Annotated in this window: 10 protein-coding genes; 8 read left to right on the top strand and 2 right to left on the bottom strand. The window is 63.2% G+C overall.

The window, feature by feature from the left end:
* Positions 1–10: 10 nt before the first annotated feature.
* Entirely contained in the window at positions 11–9028 is a 9018-nt protein-coding gene (locus PAM7066_RS09820; RefSeq protein ID WP_217639950.1) for a peroxidase family protein, read from the bottom strand.
* A gap of 771 nt (positions 9029–9799) precedes the next feature.
* Here PAM7066_RS09820 and PAM7066_RS09815 point away from each other — a divergent pair.
* The 3 genes from PAM7066_RS09815 to PAM7066_RS09805 all read left to right on the top strand — a co-directional run bounded on the left by PAM7066_RS09815 (position 9800) and on the right by PAM7066_RS09805 (position 13516).
* Positions 9800–10423 carry a YcbK family protein gene (locus PAM7066_RS09815; protein ID WP_085853998.1) on the top strand — a complete coding sequence of 208 codons (624 nt, stop codon included), beginning with the start codon at positions 9800–9802 and terminating at the stop codon, positions 10421–10423.
* Between the two features lie 126 nt (positions 10424–10549).
* Complete coding sequence (locus tag PAM7066_RS09810; RefSeq protein ID WP_245749648.1) at positions 10550–12097, top strand: fused MFS/spermidine synthase; 1548 nt, start codon at positions 10550–10552, stop codon at positions 12095–12097.
* Positions 12098–12391: 294 nt separating this feature from the next.
* Positions 12392–13516: a carboxylate-amine ligase gene (locus PAM7066_RS09805; protein ID WP_085853996.1), complete on the top strand. Its 1125-nt coding sequence runs from the start codon at positions 12392–12394 to the stop codon at positions 13514–13516.
* Between the two features lie 204 nt (positions 13517–13720).
* Here PAM7066_RS09805 and PAM7066_RS09800 read toward each other — a convergent pair whose 3' ends face one another.
* Positions 13721–14962, bottom strand: coding sequence for a class I SAM-dependent methyltransferase (locus PAM7066_RS09800; protein ID WP_085853995.1), 1242 nt, complete (start codon positions 14960–14962; stop codon positions 13721–13723).
* Between the two features lie 428 nt (positions 14963–15390).
* Here PAM7066_RS09800 and PAM7066_RS18615 point away from each other — a divergent pair, with 428 nt between their 5' ends.
* The 5 genes from PAM7066_RS18615 to PAM7066_RS09780 are packed head-to-tail and all read left to right on the top strand — an operon-like array spanning position 15391 to position 19660.
* The gene (locus PAM7066_RS18615) at positions 15391–15891 is read left to right on the top strand and encodes a hypothetical protein (protein WP_139214983.1); all 501 of its coding nucleotides are present in this window, start codon (positions 15391–15393) and stop codon (positions 15889–15891) included.
* A complete protein-coding gene (locus tag PAM7066_RS09790; protein ID WP_085853993.1) occupies positions 15884–16288 on the top strand; it encodes an SxtJ family membrane protein in 405 nt (134 codons plus the stop codon). The genes PAM7066_RS18615 and PAM7066_RS09790 overlap by 8 nt, the downstream gene beginning before the upstream one ends.
* 10 nt (positions 16289–16298) lie before the next feature.
* The gene (locus PAM7066_RS18940) at positions 16299–16448 is read left to right on the top strand and encodes a DUF5989 family protein (RefSeq protein WP_090928904.1); all 150 of its coding nucleotides are present in this window, start codon (positions 16299–16301) and stop codon (positions 16446–16448) included.
* 12 nt (positions 16449–16460) lie between these two features.
* Entirely contained in the window at positions 16461–18302 is a 1842-nt protein-coding gene (locus tag PAM7066_RS09785; RefSeq protein ID WP_085853992.1) for a carbamoyltransferase family protein, read from the top strand.
* 44 nt (positions 18303–18346) lie between these two features.
* Entirely contained in the window at positions 18347–19660 is a 1314-nt protein-coding gene (locus PAM7066_RS09780; protein WP_085853991.1) for a GDSL-type esterase/lipase family protein, read from the top strand.
* Positions 19661–19754 lie beyond the last annotated feature (94 nt).

Here is a 19754-nt window from a genome sequence, read left to right as displayed (position 1 = left end):
TCGGTTTCACTCAGAAGCCAAGCTGGGCTTCAGAGAGTTGATGGCTGCCCTTGATGCCGATCTCGAAATCGGCCTCATCGTCATCATCGGTGCTGCCACGAAGGACGGTGTAGGTGCCGTCTTCCCTGACTTCCTCAGAGACCATCAACTGCCCCGCCCCGGTGAACCCGCCAGAGACCAGCGTGAAGCTCTGGTTGCCGGAGGTTCCGCTATCCGCGTCGATCCAGCTGAGGTCGATCCGGTCTCCAGGCTGGAAGCCGGCGATGGTGTCGCCGTCGGCATCCTCTGCCGACATGAAGCGGAAGATGTCGTCTCCGTCTCCGCCATCCATCACGTTCACAGCCCGAGAGGCCGTGATGTGGTCGTCGCCGGCACCGGTGACGATGTTCTCCACCCCGTGCAGGGTGTCGGTGCCAGTCTCGCTGCTCACGACCTTGCCACGGCCGCCTGCACCCGTGCCGAGATCGGCCGTGATGTTGGCAGTGATCGCCGCCATGTCGAGAGTGTCGCTTCCGCTTCCACCATCCATGTCGTCGCCGTAGTAGGTGTCGTTGCCGTCACCTGCTTCGGCCAGGATGGTGTCGTCGCCCGACCCGCCGAACACGACGTCGCTGCCTTTTCCTCCACTGATCAGATCGTCGCCCGATCCAGCAAGGAGCCGGTCATTGCCCCCGTCGCCGTAGAGCATGTCGCCCCCATCGCCGCCGAGGATGTCGTCGTTGCCGGACCCGCCGAAGATGACGTCGCGGCCCGCGTCGCCGGTGAGGAAGTCGTTGCCATCGCCGCCGGAGATCGCGTCGTCGCCACCGCCGCCGAGCGCTGCGTCGTTCCCGGTGAGCCCGACAAGCGTGTCGTTGCCCTCGGTTCCGGTCAGGACATCCGCCTGAGCCGTGCCGACACCGGTCGAGGATGAGGGGGTGGATGCATAGTCGTCATCCTCGTCCTCGTCCTCATCGTCGTCGTGGTTCGAGGAGACCTCCTCCGTGTCGTCGCCGGAGGAAGAGCCGCCCTGCGCCTGATCATTCTCCGACGCCTGGTCCTCTGCCGGAGCTTGCTGGCCATCCGTGCCCTCGGACCCTGTGCTTTCGTTCGTTTCGGGCTGGAAGCTGGGCAGGCCGCTCAGGCTGCGGAAGGTCACGGAATGACCCTCGGTGGAAATCGTGGTGGACCCATCCTCGTTGGTGGTCGTGGTGTAGTCCTCGATGGTCTTGCCGGCCTTTAGTTGGACGACATCCTGCGGACGCAGGGTTCCCACGATGGTGTCGTTGCCGCCGGCGCCCTTGAAGACGATCCGGTGCTCGGACAGGAGCGACGAGATGTCGACGGTGTCGTTGCCGCTCGAGCCCAGGATCGTGATCGTGTTGGGCCTCAGGCTCGTGGCGACGTCGAAGCTGCCGTACATCTGGACGGTGTCGCCACCGAACTGGCCGCCGCCGCTGACGCCGCCGCCGTTGACGACGATCTCCTCGATCTCCGTCAGTTCGGCGATGACGGTTTCTGGCTGGCCTGCCACCTGGCGGGTGACGACGATCTCGTTCTCGTCGCTGCCGGCGTAGGCGATGCGCGCCACCGCTTCGTCGTAGGTGTAGATGCGGTAGGTCTCCGCCTCTCCGTTTCCGATGATCTGGAAGAGGTCGCCGTCGACACCTTCACCACCACCGTTGATGTTGTCCATGCCGTCGCCGGGACGCCAGATGAACGTATCGTCGTCGAGTTGCAGCTCACCGTCGGCGAGGTCATGTCCCTGCAGCGTGTCGTCGCCGGCGCCGCCGATGATGACGTCGTTGCCGTTGCTGCCGGTGATCGTTTCGCCAGCAGCGGTCCCGAGGATGAGCGAGGGACCGGATGGTGCAACGCCGCCCCCGCCGTTCGTGACGATGTCGAGCACTTCACCATCACCGAACCGAAGCCGCTCGATGTTGAAGAGCTTGTCGACATCACCGCTTTCGAGGTGCGTCATCGTCGCAATGCCGCTTGCATTGGCCTCGAAGGCGTAGTCACCGGCCTTCCCGGCAAACACCGCCGTATCGATGCCGACGCCGCCGTTCAGGATGTCGTTGCCGGCACCTCCGTCGAGCACGTCGTCGCCCGAATACCCTGACAGGCGGTCATCGCCGTCATTCCCGAAGAGGGTGTCGTTGCCGGCACCACCCACGAGGTGGTTCTGCCCCGAGTTTCCGGTGACGATGTTGTCGCCGTTGTTGCCGGTCCCGTCGATATTGCCGGTGCCGATCAGCGTGAGGTGTTCGACATCGCCCGCAACATGGAGCCCACGGTTCGAGTTCAGGTCGAGCGTGATTTCCGAAAGGATCGTGTCGACACCGTTTCCACCCACCTCGTTGACGCGGTCTCCGGCCTCCGTGACGAGGTAGGTGTCGTTGCCTTCACCGCCGCTCATCTGGTCGTTGCCAGCGCCGCCGACAAGGATATCGTCGCCGCCTCCGCCGTTCAGCACGTCGTCACCGAGAAGCCCCAGCATCAGGTCGCCGTTCGCCGTTCCCGCAAGCGTGTTGCCTGCGTTGTTGCCCCGGACGATGTTGTAGCTCTGGCCGCCGACCTCGATGCGCTCGATGTTGATGATGCGATCGGTGCCGCCGGCAGCGCTGGAGACTTCGAAGGTGTTGGGGCCTGCGCCTGGCTCGATGAAGGTGTAGTCTGCGATTGCCCCGTCCAGGACCAGGGTGTCCACGCCAGCTGCACCGTTGAGCGTGTTGTTCCCGGCATTGCCTGTCAGCCTGTTGTCGAGGCCCTGACCACGTCCACTGATATTGCCCGTACCGGTAAGGACGATGTTCTCGATCCCCGCTGCGAACTGCGTGGCCATGTTCATCGAGATTGACGTTTGGACAGTGTCGTTGCCGCCGTCCGCTGCCTCGATGATGACGTCAGCGACGGTGTCCATCACGTAGGTATCGTCGCCAAGACCACCGGTCATGGTGTCCGCCCCCGTGCCGCCGTCGATGACGTTGGCACCCGCGTTACCGGTCAGGGTATCGGCGAAGGCACTGCCTTCGAGGTTCTCGATACCGATCAGCCGGTCGATGCCCGCGCCGAGCGTATCCTGCTCCTCGAAGCTGGCCCGACCGGCCTGTCCGAGCAGCGAGACCGTGACCGCGGCCCCAGCCGAGGCATACGAGGCTGTATCGATCCCGGCTCCACCGTCGATACGGTCGTCTCCTGCGCCGCCTTCAAGGATGTCGTTCCCGGCATCGCCGCGAAGATCGTCATCGCCCTCGCCGCCCTGAAGTGCGTCGTTGCCGAAGCCGCCGTGCAGTGCGTCGTCGCCTTCCCGACCATCGAACACGTTGTCGAGGCTGTTGCCCAGAAGCGTGTCGTTGCCGGTTCCGCCGGTGACGTTCTCGACGCCGCGGGTAACGGAGAAGCCCGTAGCCGCGCCGGTGAGCAGGTTCACCGAGACACCCTCGCTCGTGTCGTAGGTCAGCGTGTCAGTGCCGCCTCCGAGATGGAGCTCGTTCGCTTCCACGCCCGTGACGGTCGTGGTCTGGTTGACACGGGTGATGTTGCCGCCAGCCAGCGTGACTTCGACCTGGTCGTTGCCGTCGAACATGCCTTCGACGATCTTGAGCCGGTCATTTCCTTCCTGACCGTTGATCGTATCGGCGCCTTGTCCATTGGCGTAGGTGATCGTGTCGTTGCCGAGACCGCCGTTGACGATGTCGTCTCCGGCACCGCCGTCGAGCGTGTCGTCGCCCACATTGCCGATGAGCTGGTCGTTTCCTGCGCCTCCGTTGATGACGTCGTTGCCTTCTCCGGCATCGATCACGTTGTCGCCACTTCCGGCGATGATCATGTCGTCCCCGACGGTCGTACCGGCGTCGTCATCTCCGTTGTCCACATCGATCAGCGGCGCATTGCTTTCGATGAAGTTGCCGACGACCTCCGTGACGTCGGAGATGACCGTATGCTCGTTGAGCAGATCGTCGAAGTAGACGACCACGACGCGCAGGTGCTGTTCGACAAGCTGCGAACCCGGTACGAAGCTGCGGCCATTGCCGCCGTCCGCCGCGGGCACGTCCGTCCAGCCGTTCAAGCCATCTGCCGAGTGCTGCCACTGGTAGGTGAGCAGACCCTCTTCGAAGGCGTCGGCCATCCCGTCGGGATCGGTGAAGGCGACCGTCGCGGTCAGCTCCTGCCCCTCGGTCGGGGACATGTCGCTGATCAGGAGCGGCCCGGTCGGCTCGTCGTTGACGCCGACGACCGGATCGGTCGGCTGCGATGAGACGGTTTCGAAGACGCCGCCGGCATCGTAGTAGGTCCCCAGCACCCGGACGCGCAGTCCGTCATGCTCGTCGCTCGGGGTGAAGGTCGGCCCGCTGACGTTGGGGATGTCGATGTAGTCGCCGGAGCCGTCGTTCCTCTCGATCTGCCAGCGGATGGTCACGGTCGTCGGATCGATGCGGCCATCCGGATTGTTGAGGTCGCGGATGTTGTCCAGGTTGACGGTCAGCGGCTCGTCCTCACGCGCCGGCAGGCCCTCGATCATCAGGCGCCCGGTCGGGTCGACGTTGCCGGTCTCGCGGATCGTGTAGATCCCGTCCGAGAACTGGATGCGTTCGATTCCGATCAGCGTGTCGGTGCCCTCGTCGACCTGCGGATCGATGTTCTCGGACTCTCGCCGAGAGACATAGGTCCGGTCGCCGACATGGGTGATCTCGTACCAGTCACGGTTGCCCGAGAAGATCGCTGTGTCGGTATCGTCGCTGGCATCTTCCGCGTACTTGATCTCGCGGACGATGTGCATCTGGTTCGGCTTGATCGCGCCACTGAGCAAGAGCGCGCTCAGCGCCTTTCCGGCCGAGCCGCCGGGAAGCCCGAGGGCGTCCGCCTCGGCTTGGGTGAACACGTGCTTGAGCGTGTCCACGGTCGCGAGTTCGTTCTCAGGCGTGTTTTCATCACCGACGCCCACGAGGCGGATGCGCACGTTCAGCCAGGCATCGCCGTGGATGAAGTCGTCGGCGCCGCGCCCTTCGAAGGTGTCATTGCCGTCACCGCCGAGCAGGATGTTGCCCTCGGCCCAGGCGATGACCTCTTCGAGATCGACGTCCGCGCCGGTCGGGGCATCCTCGATGCTGATGCCAAGCAGTTCGCGCAGCCCGTCGATCCGGTTGACGCCGGCCTGGCTCAGCCCGTGGTTGGAGAGGTTGAACTCGGCCTCGACTTCCTCGTTGCTGCCGCGGTCATCCCCGCGCAGGACGTCATTGTGATGCCATCCGGACAGCCCTTCGACCTGGTCGAAGCGGTCCCGCAGGATCTTGTCCTCGGCCGTCGTGAAGATCGGAATTGCCATGTCCGAGTCCGCCGCGACCGCGCTGCCCTTGTGGATCGCCCAGTCAAAGCCGAACATGCCCTCGTTGCGCATGACGCTTTCGCCCTGCACCATGATGTCGTCACCGGATTCGGCGTCGAAATCATTCTCGTTGGCGCCGGCGAACATCACGTCGTGGCCGATGATGGTGGAGTTGAAGAACAACTCCGAGTTGTCGCCGGAGATGACGTCGAAGCCGTCGCCCCCTTCGATCCAGTCGTCGCCCTCGTTGCCCATGAGGAAGTCATGGTCGGCCCCGCCGAGGATGAAGTCGTCGCCCTCGCCGGCAAAGACCTCGGTGGCATCGACGCCGACGAGGATGACGTCCTTGCCGTCACCGCCCATGATGATGTCAAGGCCATTGGAGTTGGCGATGACGTCGTCGCCGCTTTCACCCTTTATGAAGTCGCCGGTGTCACCCATGTCGGTGATGATGTCGTCACCGGCACCACCGATGATCAGGTCGACACCGTGGCCGCCCTCGATCCGGTCGTCGCCGGTATCGCCCCAGATGGCGTCGTCGCCATCGCCGCCGATGATCGTGTCATTGCCTTCGGTGCCGCCCATCACGGCGTGTTCGCCGCCGGTGAAGCGCAGGTAGTTCGTATCAGCGCCAGGGGTCGAAGGGTCGTCCCGCTGAACCTTGGCGCGGATTGCGTTCAGCACCGGGTCGTCCCCTTCCGGGTCCAGCGCGATCTGCTTGGTCACGTCGACTTCGAGCACGACGTCGTGCTTGGCGAAAGAGTCGACGCCGACGTGGAAGTTCACCTCGTCGTCCTCGGTGCCGAGAATTCCGTCCGCACCCGGCAACGCCATGTCGGTGTTGGCCATGACCAGCTTCGTGAAGGCGTTGTTCTCGAGCTCGTTGAGCAGGTTGAGGCCCTGGGTCCGAGACAGGTAGTAGAAGCGGTCGCCCTCTTGCAGGTTCTCGAGCTGCAATTCGAAGATGGCGTTGAAGGTCGCGCCAAGCATGCCGCCGAACGGCATGATCTTCTCGGCGAGACCACCGATCCACAGATCAACCGTGTTGAGGCCGCTGTTCGCGGCAGTCCACGCCCCCGTGCTGTGAAGGAAGTCGTGACGGTCCGCGGGTTCGCCTGCGCCACCGAGCACCAGGAGGGTCGCGGCGTCGCGCTTCTCGGCAAGGGTCCGGTCACGCAGACCGCCCACCCCGTTGTCGACCTTGCCGGCAATGCTGTCATGCGCGCCGTAAGCCGCGATGAAGTTGATGACCGAGGCCGGCGTCTTTAGGTTGGCGCCAAAATCGGCCCAGCTCTCGTAGGGCTTGAGCCAGGTCGAGTTGCTCGCGGCGTAGAGCTGCTCGCGCGCGTCGTTGAGTGACGGCACACCGGCATCCCGGCCGCGGGCGAGGTTGATCGCCGGCAGGTCGAGAGGAAGGCCCAGGAGGTTGTTGCGCAGCGACTCGGTCACGAACTCGTCGATCGCGTTGCCGCGCACGTAGGTCATGCCGCGGAAGATCGCGCCGGCCGCCTGATCGGCTGTGATGGTTCCGTCGTGGTCGAAAAGGACCGGGTTCAGGAAGGCTTCGATCAGGCCGACATCCACACCCCAGTCGGCAATCGCAACCGGGTTGCCTTCCGCGTCGACCGGAACGCCTTCCTCGTTGAGGGGCAGGAGCTTCAGGTGGTCGGTCAGCATCGAGTGGCCGAACCGATAGACGGTGTGGGCGAACTCGGCATAGATCGACGGATCGACGTCGGTCGTGCTGTTGAAGACGAAGACGTCGATCAGCGGCGAAACCTTGCGACCGAACTCTTCGAAGACGAGGTGCTGGTACTGCATCTCGGTGGCGAAGCGCGCGGTCTGGAACAGCCGCTCGCCATCCCAGTTCAGGGTTGCCGCATCGAAACCGGCCTCGACCGGCTCCAGCAGCCACTCGTTCAGGAAGTCGATATCGCCGTTTCCGGCAAGCTCGAGGATATATTTCTTGTTCGCTTCGAGCTGGCGGTTGTGTTCGGAGTGGAAGACGTGGTGGACCGCCGTGAGGCCGATATTCTCGTTGCCACGCCCGTCACCGACGATGAAGTGCTGGTCGAGCAATTCGTTGTCGTAAAGGGTCGCGCCGGTATCCGGATCGACCGGGATCGGGTCGCCGACCGGGTCGGTTCCCGAGTTCGGGTCCGGCATCAGGATTGCCGGCTGTCCCGCAGCACCCGCCACCAGCACCGGCACCGCGTTGTGCGCGATGTCGTCGAGGAAGGCGTGCGACGTGCGGACGGGGCCGCGGCCGCCGTTCAACTCTGCAAGCACGATCGGGTTTTCGGCCGTGCCGCTGATGGTCACGTCGTCAGCGGTGTTCGGAATGAGGTCGGGTCCGATATTGGTGACGACCTGCGGGTAGCCGTTCTCGTCCCGGATGAACTCGCCATAGGGATCCGTCAGCATCAGCGGCACGCCGAAGACATCCCGGTCATCGAGGTTGATGCCGAGCATTTCGCGGGCCTGTTGCTTGACATCCGCCCAAGTCGCCAAGCCGCCATTCACGCCATCGAGAAGCCGGCCGGTTGCCATGGGCTTGCCGTCGACCATCTCGTACTGGCGCAGGAACACCTGGTGCGAGGGGTGCGAGGTGTAGGTCTGGTTCTGGTCGACGAACGGCGTGGTCTTGTTCCGGGCCTCGGCCGTGTCGTCGGCAGTTCCCAGGATACCATCGGCGCCGGGCCCTGCGCTTGGCGCCAGCCGCGTCAGCACCAGCGGCATGTTGACGTCGACCTCGTCGCCGCTGTTCGGGATACCGTCAGGTCCGTGGGTGACCAGCGGATCGTCCGGCGAAAGCGGCATGTAGATCGTGCCGTTGTCGCCCTTGTGGATCAGGTCGAGACCGTGGTCGAAGAATTGGCCGAAGAAGGTCATCCAGCCATTGAACGGTGCCGAGAGTCCCTCGTCCGGCGCCACGTTCGGCAGCATGATGGTGTTGCCGTCCATCTCGATATCGAACGAAGTAAGCAGCTCCTCGTCCAGCGCCTCCTTGGCGGCATCGAGAGCGGGCTGCAATGCATCCCGCAGCGGAGCAACTGTAGCTTCGGTCGCAGCCAGCACACCCTCTGCCGCAACCACGGCCGCTTGAGCGGTTTGGATCGCGACCGGATCACCGCTTTGCTGAGCTTGCCTCAGCACACCTTTTGCCCCGGCAAGGGCGGCCTTCGCCGCATTGACCTGGCTACCCAGCACCTGCAAGTCCGCCACGGCAGGATCGTTCAGGTAATTGGCGTAGAGTGCGCGCACCGCGGTAACGCCGGCCGAAAGATCGCCTTCGTATTCCGCATACTGAAGCGCCGCGGCAATTGCGGCGGGGTTGTTAAGCGTCTGATCGGAAACCAGGTTCGAGATGATCCGCGGATCTGCATCGACAACGTTGCCGGTATGGCCGCCATTCTGACCCATGCCGTTCGTCGGCTGCCCAACAACGCCGTAGTCGTTGTTGAAAGGCCCGTGGTAGCTGTCGTCCCCCTCGTTCATGTAATGGGGCTGCATCGCACGTGGCATGATCTGGTCGGCCGCACCCCAGAGCTCACGGCCCGGGGTGATATTGTTGAAGCTGCCGTCGACGGTACGCAGACCATATGGCAGGTGAGGCTGCGCAATCAGCTGCTCGAGCGGCGTTCCCGCGACGTGTGCTTCGGCAATCTTGATCTGATCAAGGATGAATTGAAGATCGTGCTGGTTCAATTTAACGGCCATGGTCCCCTCCAGGAGTATTAAATATTCATATTTTGTTATGCGCATGCGCGTTCGTTTCCGAACCACGATGCGTCGTCGGCTTCAGGCGAATTTTCGAAGTGATATCGATCTAGAGACCGCAGAATCTCCGGCCTGGCGCATCGATCGGAACGCGCCATCTTCTCAGGAAATAAAATTTTTAGATTACAGGTAGCGCTGCCGTACTGGCCAACGTCCTGACAGCGGGCTCAAAGGCACCGTTCTATATGTTGCTGGATCACGAGTCCCCTCCCCAGGTTCCCCTACGTAAAAATAATCATAATACGGAAACTTTTTCTCTGTCCACACAAATGAATAATCAACCGTTAACGCGATTGCAGGCGGCAGATTTGTGAACGGAATCAGCGTAGTTCTTGAGCGGCACATCAACCCCAAGTTGTCTCGCTTTAATACCGAGTTCTCTACCGGTTGTTCCGGAGGGCGGGATGATTGTCGTTTCCGCGGACAGCATCTCGTGAAGTGATTCGCGGCGTGGTTCGGCCATAGCGATTCGAACGTCGCGAAGGGTGGCGCTGCCGCTCAGATTCAAGGCTGATCGGCCAAGCACATGCGGTTCCAATTCGGTTGCCCGTCTGTGATCGAGAAGCCGCGCCGACGGACCACTTGGCCGCGGACGCTGATCGAGCTTGCCGGAGGCGTCGGGCGACCGCATGCTGGGCCAGCAGAGGGCGTCTTCGACAGCACCTCTTTCGAGACCCCGGTCAACGGGGCCGAGCAGTAATGAGGTAACCGATGAACACAGCAAACCCGGACGCGGGCCGCTTCAACCGGCGTGGGCTTCTCTGCGCCTTTGGCGCGAGCGTGACCGCGCCGCTCCTGTCAGGCTGTGGCGGGCGCAGATACGAAGCACTGCCCCCGCCCACGCGCGCCGGGACCCGGCTGGACGACGTCTTCGTGCGAGGGGACAGCTATCTGAAAATCAGGAACGCACATACCGACGAGCGAGTGTCCGTGCGCTTCATGAAAAACGGTCGCGCCAATCGGCGAGCTCTGCGTCGGCTCGACTGGGTGTTCCGGGACTGGCGCGACGGAGAGGCGCCGGAAATGGACCGCAGGATCTACTGGAGCCTGGCGGCGCTTTCGGACAACGCGCGTCGCCACGGGCACTCGGGCGAGATCACGCTGCTCTCGGGGTTCCGCACACCACAAACGACTCGCCTGTTGCAGAACCGTGGAGTGGGCGCCGCCTCGAAAAGTTACCACATGAGGCGACGTGCAGCCGACATCCGCTTCGAAGGCATTCCGCCGGAGCAGGTTGCGGATATGGCCGAATGGCTTCAGGTCGGTGGCGTCGGCCGCTACGGATCGGCGTTCACGCACATCGATTCCGGGCCAATCCGGACATGGGGAAGCTAGGCTCGCCGGCCCCAGACTGGCGCCGTTCACTTGACGGCGCTGCTTCCCGCGGGGGCTGAGTCCCTCCCTGAGGCTGCTGTCCCGAGGCACCCGGAACGAGAGGTGCCCTTTGATCTGCGCGCGACAGTGCCTTCCCTCCCGGAGCGGCATACGGCACCCTTCCGCGAGGGCGGGCTCGGCACCGTCGCCAAGGATGCTGCCATGCGGTTCTCGATCACGATCGGCCTGATACTTGTTCTGTCTGCCGTGGGGCTGACCTACGAGATCGCCGCCGGCCGGGTCCTCGCTCCGTTCTTCGGCACCTCGTTGTTGACGTGGACCGCCGTCATCGCGACCGTCTTGGCCGGCTTCTCGCTCGGCAATGCTATGGGCGGCTTCGTGGCCGAACGCGAACGCCGCGTCGCCGTGGGCAACGTCCGCGTCGCGCTGGTCGCAACGGCGGTTCTGATGGCGCTGTCACCGAGCGCGCTCGGCCTGCTCTACGCGTGGGGCGTGCGGGGAACAGGGGGAATGCTGATGAGCGTCGTCCTGACGTTCTTCCCTGCCTCGGTCTTCGTCAGCCTCCCCTCGCCGTTCCTCGCCAAGGCCGCAATCGAAGCCAGGCCAGGCCGGGAGGGGTCGTCGCTGGGGCTGGTCCTGGCGGCCGGCTCGACGGGTGCTATCCTGGGCGCGATCCTGGCCGGCTTCGTCGCCCTCCCCCTCGCAGGATCGGCGGCAACCTTCGCCGCGTGCGGTGCCACCGCCCTTCTCTGTCTGCCGTTCGTGCGGAGCACCCCGCCCGGCGGCGGCACGCGGGAAAGCGCGGACGAGCCACGCTCGGGCGTCATCGTCGGGGCCGCGGCGTTCGTCGCACTGGCTGGTCTCGCCGGGGGCCGGATATGCGAGTACGAATCCGGGCTTTCATGCCTCCATGTCGTGCGCGAAGGCGACCGGGTCAGCCTCTATTCGGATGGCATCACACAAGCTGCCGAAGGGATCGGCAACCGCAACGTCGAGTCCCCCGACCTCGCACTGTCTTACACGCGGTGGCTCTGGGCGCGCATGGACCGTGATCTGGGACCGGCGCCGTCGGTCCTGTTCGTCGGCGGGGGCGGCTACACGCTGCCCACGAAGCTTCTCGCGTCGCGCCCCGCGGCGCAGGCAGTCGCGGTAGAGATCGACCCGCTGGTGACCCGGGTGGTCCGGCAGCACATGCCCCGTGCCGGAGAGATGATCGCTCGAACCGGCACCATCGCGACCGGGAACGATCCGGATGCGGAAGGGCGCCTTGGCATCGTGCATGCCGATGGACGCGTTTACCTCAACGAGACGGAGCGCCAATTCGACGCCGTCGTGATGGACGCGTTCTCATCCAACACGGTTCCGGCGCATCTGGTCACGCGCGAAACCTTCGAGCGCCTCCGGTCGATCGTCGGCGGTCCGGTCTACGTGAACCTGATCGACGCGCCCAACGGTCCGCTTGCCCGCGGCGTCCATGCGATCCTCAGCGGCCTTTATCCATACGTGATAGCGGAGCAAGGCGACCTGAACTCCATCGGGCGCACCAACATCGTTCTGGCGGCCTCCCGCACGCCGCTCGCCCCGCTGGATGGAGACCCCGGCGAGTATGAGCCTGCCCGAATCTCACCTGCCCGCGCATTCACCGACGACCGCGGATGGGCCGGGCATCGATGAGGATGGGGAACACGTCACAGCGTTAGAAACTGAGGATTATCGGGAACGGCTTCGGCATGATTGCATGAATTCCATGGCCTTCTGATCGCGGGAAGCCATGGACGATGAGGCGGCCCCGACATAGCCTTGTCGTGTAGCAAGTGAGGCTTGGTCAGCGCATCCCGCCGCTTCGGGATGGGGATAGTGGGAAGTTCTTTTGACGTCAGAAAATCTCGACCGAAAGGCGTTTGCAGTCCGCAGTTCTGACACTCGTCTCATGCGGAGCATTGCGCTTTTACTTCGGAACGCTTGGACATGACTGACGGAACGCCGTTCTCCCTCGGCATCGAGGAGGAGTATCTCCTCGTGGATGCGACGAGCTTCGATCTGGCGGAAGCTCCCGAAGCCATGATCCGGGAGTGCAAGCACCGGCTCGGCGACCGGGTCTCGCCCGAGTTCCTGCGCTGTCAGATCGAGGTCGGCACCCGCGTCTGCACGTCGATCGCGGAAGCGGGCGGTGAACTTCGCCACCTCAGGGCCGTCATTGCGGATGTGGCACGCGCGCACGGCCTGACGCCGATATCCGCGGCCTGCCATCCGACTGCGCGCTGGTCCGATCAGACCCACCGCAACCGTGAACGCTACAACCAGCTGCGCGAGGAACTCGCAGCCGTGGGCGACCGGATGCTGATCTGCGGAATGCATGTACATGTCGGCCTGCCAGACCCGGACCAGCGGATCGACGTGATGAACCAGCTCTCGTGGTTCCTGCCGCACCTCCTCGCTCTTTCGAGCTCGTCTCCGTTCTGGCAGGGGCAGGATACCGGGCTCGCCTCGTACCGGATCGGCGTCTTCGACGCCCTGCCGCGCACGGGGCTGCCGCCGCGCTTCGACAGCTGGTCGGCCTACCGCCGCTTTGCCGACACGCTGATCGGCGCAGGTCTGATCGAGGACGCGTCGAAGATCTGGTGGGACCTCCGCCCCTCGGACAAGTTCCCGACGATCGAGACCCGGATCTGCGAAGCCTACCCGGATGTCGAGTGGACCTTGACGCTCGCCGCAGCAATTCAGGCGACCTCGCGCTTCCTGTGGCGATCGCACGCCCGGAAGCACAGTTGGCGGAGCTACGACAACGCCCTGATCGGCGAGAACCGCTGGCGCGCGCGCCGCTACGGCACCGAGGGTGGGCTGGTGGATTTCGGCGCGGGAGCCATCAAGTCCATGGACCAGCTGGTCGAGGAATGGATCGCGCTCATTGCCGAGGACGCCGAGGCACTCGGGTGCCTTGCCGAGGTCGAACGCCTGCGCCGCATGCTGACCGATGGTACCTCGGCAGAGCGACAAAGGCGCGTCCATGAAGATGCACTGGCCGCGGGCAAGGACAGTGATGCAGCCTTCCGCGAAGTGGTCCGCGATCTTGCGGCGCGCTTCACGGAGTGACCGCTTCTTTCCTGTCTCCACCCGGCCCCGGCCTTCCGATCCAGCGACCATCGCCGCGGTCACGCGAAACTCCGCCACGCACAGGAAGCAGGCGCTGCGGAGTCGGACCGCGGGGCACGGTTCAGAACTCCGAACGGCCAGTGCGGCCGTTCGTCTTGGCGCGGCGAAGGCCGCCGTCAGCATCAGTCGTTCGTCCGATGCGCATCATATCTGAAATTCAACGACCTTGGCAGGAGCATTGCCGGGCTTGGCGTAGTGCGATGTCGAAGAGGGTAGAAAGGTGTCATCGCAACGCGTTCCGAGAACCCAAACCTGCTCCATCAATATGGCCCGCTGATGCGCGTCATCCGTGCAATCAACGGCCGCGTGCACTGACACGCTCAGCTCGGATGTATCATGATGCGCGGTGATCGTCAGAGTGCCTCCTGGCTCTGCAGATCTCGGCTGGTTCAGCAGGAAGGCCGTTCGTCCCCAGTGGCCATCGGACTGCAAGCCATTCGTCACTTGAATCCCCGGGGCTAGGTCCAACTCGAAGTAAACGAACACAGCGTGCATGGTGCCGGCGTCGGAGCAGTCGAGCTGCTCTGTCGTACGTCCAGCCAGAATCTCGGGGCTGGTGAAGTCAAAACCGAAGAGGTCCTTGGCCGGCCCCAGCGATCTCAGTCCACAGGCCGCAAAGTCGTTCGGCGTGATCCGCGCTACGGTCGCGAAATGGTGAAAGGCGGACAGATCGAAACCCTCTGCCTCCTGAGGGCGCCAGAGGTTCAGAAGCTTGTCGCTCTCCACCAATCGGGCCATCAGTCTACCGCGTTCAGGTATCGCACGCGCATCGGGCTTTGCCAGCGTTTCCATCGCATGCTTAAGCGTTGCGAGCGCTCCTTCCCCAAGCAGCATGGTGTCGACGATTTCCGAGATCACGACATCCGCCGGTTCTGGAAGATCCACACCGACGATCAGGTTACGCGACAGCTTCGGAATGACCGTGATACGATCCGCGAGCCCGTTCTCTTCGATGACCCGGGCAGCAGCCTGAGCGATCAGGGGATGTTGCTCGCACGTATAGACGTGTTCCGCGCCGGCACGGGCCGCCAACATTGCCGTCAGGCCCGCGCCGCAGCCAATGTCGAGGACGACATCACCCGGCCTGACTTTCGCGGCGATGGCCGCGGCATAGGCCCGGTTGCGGACCCTGTCCGCGAGCATAGGGAAATGCCAGCGCGGAACGAACAACTGGTAGAGCCGATCCAGCAGGACTTTCGCTTCGTGATGATGGGGGGCCTTGGACAACGCCTCCAAGAGAAGCTTTGAAGTTCGAAGGCCGCCATCGCTCAGCGGCTCGAGTTTGGCAAGTTGGACCAGACGGTCTGCGTCTTGTGCCTGCTGATGCTCACGCTCTTGATGCAAGTGATCATCGTCGTGGAAGGTCAGCGCGAAGTCTTTCGGCATGTTCAGTCGTCCTCGTTCTAAGGAAACACCAGGGCGTGGCATACCGGCATCGAGGATAAGAAATGATGAATCGCTCTTCCGCCAGCGCGATGCTCGTCCCCCAGGCCAGCGCTGCCCGCCATGCCTGGGACTCAGCTCCATGCTGCGCCGCGGAACGTCTGACGAGCACAAGTCGCTGCCAGATGGCTCGTGATGAGGAGGATCCCAATTTCCAACCCGCCACAGCTACTCTGATCTGACGTCAGGGTTTCGACACTGGCATGGGAGGTCCTAACGCAGCGCGGCCGAGTGACCGCCAGAGTTCACTCCGAACGAGATCAGCGCCGCCTAATCCTAAAGCCTTACGGGTTCCCAAGCGGCCAAGTTGACCACTTCAGCGTCCTGCGGTCGGCTGGGGAATGAGATTTCCGCCAACCAACAGGTGCCCCATGAGCTCACCGAGCTGGGCCATAATTGAAGTAACCGCAACGGGCCGCCGCGAAGCGTTGGCCAGCCTGTCCTCTCGCGGCGTCCCAGCGCGCGCCTTTCGACGCAAGATGCGGCTTTCTCCGATACTCGGCCGGTCCGACTTCGAGCCGGAGCTTTTCCCGACTCATCTATGGGTTCACGAGTTGGCCATACCGGAAAGGCAAACACGGATGACGCTTCCGGGTGTGGCGCGCGTGCTGCTGCATGAAAAAGGCAGACCCCTTTGTATTCCGCAGAGCGTGGTGGATCATTTGGACGACTATTGCCGGGTTTCGGAAACGCGGGACGTTCCGGCTTTCCTCGCGATGCTGGACCTGCTCGACGGTCGAGAGAGGCTCTGGTTCGTGCTCGAGACCTGGGCCTCGTGGCCCCTGCTTCCGCAAACGACAGCGGAGAGCCAAGGGCACACGAAAAAATCTGCTGGTGAAGCAGCCGAACAAAGGATGATCCAGCATGTCTGACATCTCAGCGAGCATAAAAGTGGAAATGGGGTCCGATCGATCCTTCGGACTCGTATTCACTGTGGTGGCCGCGGTCCTGACAGCGTGGTGCGTTCATAACGACTGGTTTCTCGCCTGGCCTGCGGCAGCGTCAACCGCTGTATTCCTTATCGTCACGCTGGTCCGGCCTGCGCTGCTCCGGGCGGCGAACCGGTATTGGTTCCGCTTCGGCAATCTGTTGCATGCCATAATCTCGCCCATCGTCATGCTGCTGATCTACCTGGTGACCTTTTTCCCGATCGGCTTGGCCTTCCGCGCGATGCGGCGCGACCCACTTGCGCGCAGCATTGACTGCGAGGCGAGCAGCTATTGGATTCCCCGGGATACCCAGCCCGGAACGATGACGCACCAATTCTAAGGAGACGATCATGTCGACGGCACTCGAGCTATGGCGGTTCATGCGGGCGCGGCGGAAGTTCTGGCTCGCCCCGATCCTTCTGGTTCTCGGCCTCTTTGGCGGCCTCATCATTCTCGCGCAAGGCTCCGCCGTGGCGCCATTCCTTTACCCCTTGTTCTGAAGCGAAAACACCATGACCTATGTTCTGGGCATTTCGGCGCTTTACCATGACAGCGCCGCAGCGCTCCTGCGCAACGGAGCAGTCTTGGCCGCCGCGCAGGAAGAGCGCTTCACCCGCAAGAAGCACGACTCGGGCTATCCGGAACGATCCATCGAATTCGTGCTCCAGCACGCGGGCATCGTTCTTGCCGACGTGGAGACGGTCGTGTTCTACGACAAGCCATTCCTCAAGTTCGAACGACTGCTAGAAACTTATGTTGCGACCGCTCCATTCGGATTTCCTTCCTTCCAGAAGGCAATGCCGATCTGGCTGCGCGAGAAACTGTTTCTCAAGAGCTTCCTCGTCGATCGTTTGAAGGAACTTGATCCACGCTTCACGTCCGCGCGCCTGAAATTCTCCGAGCATCACGTCAGCCACGCAGCAAGCGCCTTCTTTCCCTCGCCCTTTGAAGAGGCGCTGGTTCTCACGATCGACGGCGCGGGCGAATGGACGACCACGGCGCTTTCGCATGGGAAGGGAAACACGCTGGAGATACTGAAGGAGATCCACTTCCCGCATTCGCTTGGCCTTCTCTATTCGGCCTTCACCTACTACACCGGGTTCCGCGTGAACTCGGGCGAATACAAGCTGATGGGCCTCGCCCCGTACGGAGAGCCGAAATACGCGCAGACGATCCTCGACAACGTCATCGACCTGAAGGAGGACGGATCGTTCCGGCTGAACCAGTCGTATTTCAGCTACGCGACCGGGCTAAGGATGGTGAACGGGAAGTTCTGCAAGCTCTTCGGAGAGCCCGTGCGCCTTCCAGAAAGAGACCCGATCACGCAGTTTCACATGGATATCGCCGCCTCGATCCAGGCGGTAACGGAGGAATGCGTGCTGCGCATGACCCGCGCTGCCCATGCGGAATATGCATTGGACAACCTGTGCCTGGCAGGCGGCGTGGCGCTGAACTGCGTGGCGAACGGAAAAATCCTGCGCGACGGGCGATTCAAATCCGTGTGGGTGCAGCCCGCTGCGGGGGACGCCGGAGGTGCACTCGGCGCGGCGCAGGCCTATTGGCACTGCGAGATGAACAAGCCCCGGCGACTGCCGAAGGCGAACACCGACGCGATGCAGGGCGCCTATCTTGGGCCTTCGTTCGACAACGACCAGATCGCCCGGCAGCTTTCCCGCCTCGGCGCGCAGTTCGAAAGGCTGACGACCGACGACATGCTGAACAGGACGGCGAAGGCGCTGGTCGACGGGAAGGCGGTCGGCTGGTTCCAGGGCCGAATGGAATTCGGGCCGCGGGCTCTGGGTGGACGCTCGATCCTCGCTGATCCCCGATCCGAGAAAATGCAAAAACTCCTGAACCTGAAGGTGAAATACCGCGAGAGCTTCCGCCCCTTCGCTCCCTCGGTCTTGGCAGAGAAGGTGCACGAGTGGTTCGAGCTCGAAGAGCCGAGCCCCTACATGCTGATCGTCGCCGATGTGCGTCCAGAGCACCGGCGCAGGATGTCGGATGCCGACGAGCGCCTGTTCGGGATCGACAAGCTGAACGTGCCGCGGTCCTCGATCCCTGCCGTGACGCATGTCGACTACTCAGCCCGCGTCCAGACGGTTCACTCGGAAACCAACCCGCTTTACCACGCCCTCATTTCCCGCTTCGAGGCGGCGACGGGCTGTCCCGTGTTGGTGAACACGTCGTTCAACGTGCGCGGCGAGCCGATCGTCTGCACCCCCGAGGACGCCTTCCGCTGCTTCATGGGGACTGAGATCGAAGTGCTCGCCATCGGCGATTGCGTGCTCGTGAAGGAAGATCAGAACGCCGCGCTGAAGGAAAATTACACCGAAAAATACGAGTTGGACTAATCGGTCCCGCGGCAGCTCTCCGATTCGACCGGATAGGAAAACCCATGGTCTCACGCGCCGTTCTTGTGCTTATCGCCGCTTACTTCCTGGCTACCGTCGGCTACGCACTGTTCAACGCGGACGCCTATGCGACCGATATCTATCGCGTCATCCGCTACATCATCGGTCCTGGCGTTCTGGCGCTTGGGGCATTCCTTGCTGCGCTTCTGCTGCGGAGCGACACCCGCGTCTTGACTGCTGTATACGCCTCGGCCGTGCTGGGCAGCCTGTTTCTGGCGGAAGGCTACCTGACGTTCAAGTCACTCCCGGGAAGCACCGGGCTGTATGCGAATGTCTTGGACAATGGCACCGCGGTCGAGCGGTTCTCCTCTGGACTGCCTCCGGCATCCACTCTCAAAGCGCTCAATCAGGAAATCGGGGCGCGAACGCCCGACGACGTCTTGCTGGGCAATCTGCCGAACAGCGAGGTCCTACTGTGTCGAAAGGCAGGCGAGGCCGTGAGCTACCGGGCCGACCGTTACGGCTTCCGCAACGACGACGCGATCTACGACGAACCCATCGAGGCCATGTTGCTGGGCGACTCGTTCGCCGAGGGCATCTGCCTTCACGACGGCGAGCATCTGGCAGCCAAGTTGGTGGGACTAGGCCTGAACATCGTGAACACCGGGACCCGCGGTGCCGGACCACTTCTGGAACTCGCGATCCTCGAACGCTTCGGCCCGATCATCAGGCCGCCCCAGACCGTCATGCTTGTCTTCGGTGGGAATGATGCTGCCAATCTGACCAGGGCGCTGGACCTGCCCTGGCTCGTCTCGGCGGTTGAGGGGTCGTTCGTCGGAACTTCACCCCTCCCCGAGCAGGTCCAACTGGATCGCGCACGCGAAAAGCTGGAGCAGTGGTGGAGCATTCGCGAGGCGCCGCTGCACGAAATGCTCGGCGACAATTCCGTGTTCCGGAACTTCATGGCGCTTCAACGCATATCCCTCGCGCTCGGGGTGTTCTTCCCCGCCGAACCGAGGATCCCCGCGCTCTACGACGACATCATCCTCCGAGCGGCCAAGACGGCTGCGACGTGGAACGGAGAGCTTACCCTCGTGTACCTGCCCCCGAAGGACCAGTTCGTAGGTCGACTGTCATTCCCCGAAGCCTATGACGCCTTCCCGGAAATCGCCCAGGCGGCTGCGGAGTCTGCCGGGGCGGATTTCCTGGACCTTTCTCCCGCATTTTGGGCCTACCCGTCACCGCCAGCGCTGTATGCTCCGGACGCCCACCTGAGCGAGGAGGGTGCAGCCTTTGCCGCCAAGATGATCCTCGAGGCGCTTTCTCGCGACCTCAAGTTAACGCAGCACCGCCCGTAGCCGAGGTGCCAAGGGAGTGTGCGGCAGGAAGTGGACCTTCGGCACCATTGCGAGGCACACGCACGGCCGACGTACCGGACGGTCGCGAAGTAGC

Source organism: Palleronia marisminoris (assembly GCF_900172315.1).
GTDB classification, from domain to species: Bacteria; Pseudomonadota; Alphaproteobacteria; order Rhodobacterales; family Rhodobacteraceae; genus Palleronia; species Palleronia marisminoris.
This window is presented reverse-complemented; position numbering and strand designations above follow the sequence as displayed.